Raw genomic sequence first — 419 nt, 5'->3', positions numbered from 1 at the left:
ACCCAGCCGATCGCTTTTTGCTGATCAGTTAGATTTTCTTGAAACGACTCGTGGCACTCTTGCGCCTGCGTTTTGTCGCAGCAGGCAATACACGACGAGATGATCCCTGAAGGATCGACCTGCTCATTCACCCAAATTGTCACGATCGCTACCTCCTCAAATTTACGAGTCTTATCGATCGTTGTACCGAAGGAAGTGACGCAATGCAAGCGGTTTCAAGCTCAGCTTCACGATTATTCAAGCGGCGTAGCAAGCTGCATGAGCGATTTTCCGGCTAGGCTGCACGATCGCCAATCGTCCATCACGACGGCTCCGATCCGCTCATATAGCCGCATTGCGTCTTGATTCCAGGTGCGAACGCCCCACTCGACGCGCCCAAAGTTGCGATCGATCGCCTGCCGTGCGACTGCGGCCAGCAG

The 419-nt window shown here is 54.2% G+C and carries 1 protein-coding gene; it reads right to left on the bottom strand.

Annotation, left to right across the window (positions count from 1 at the left end; translation table 11 throughout):
- Positions 1 to 233 precede the first annotated feature (233 nt).
- A partial coding sequence (locus D7V97_RS46405) for a GNAT family N-acetyltransferase (protein WP_368669029.1) occupies positions 234 to 419 on the bottom strand: 186 nt, incomplete at its 5' end.

Source organism: Corallococcus sp. CA053C (assembly GCF_003611675.1).
GTDB lineage: Bacteria > Myxococcota > Myxococcia > Myxococcales > Myxococcaceae > Corallococcus.
The sequence above is the reverse complement of the archived record's forward strand: the minus strand, read 5'-3'. Positions and strand labels throughout refer to the sequence as shown.